The sequence below is a fragment of the Rhodococcus sp. P4_C10 genome, from assembly GCF_056402135.1.
In genome coordinates, this window is the sequence record NZ_JBFUHZ010000111.1 from 1 (window position 1) to 458 (window position 458).

The 458-nt window shown below is 65.4% G+C and carries 1 protein-coding gene; it reads right to left on the reverse strand.

The window, feature by feature from the left end; all coding sequences use genetic code 11:
• The coding region (locus AC1DWC_RS26750) for a cbb3-type cytochrome c oxidase subunit I (RefSeq protein WP_477912924.1) at positions 1-458 on the reverse strand (458 nt) is incomplete at both ends.

Consider the following 458-nt stretch of genomic DNA (forward strand, 5'->3'; position numbering starts at 1 on the left):
TGCGGGTAGTGCAGCTCGAAGGCCGGGCGCTCGCTGCGGATCCGGGGCAGCTCGGTGAAGTTGTGCCGCGGCGGCGGGCAGCTGGTGGCCCACTCGAGCGAGTTGCCGTAGCCCCACGGGTCGTCGACCGTGACGACCTCGCCGTACCGGTAGCTCTTGAAGACGTTCCASASGAACGGCAGCGTGGAGGCACCGAGGATGAACGAGCCGATCGTGGAGATGGTGTTCAGCGTGGTGAAGCCGTCGCTGGGCAGGTAGTCCGCGTAGCGACGCGGCATGCCCTCGTTGCCGAGCCAGTGCTGGACCAGGAACGTGGTGTGGAAGCCGATGAAGGTGGTCCAGAAGTGCCACTTGCCGAGGCGCTCGTCCATCAGGCGGCCCGTCATCTTCGGGAACCAGAAGTAGATGCCGGCGTAGGTGGCGAACACGATGGTGCCGAAGAGCACGTAGTGGAAGTG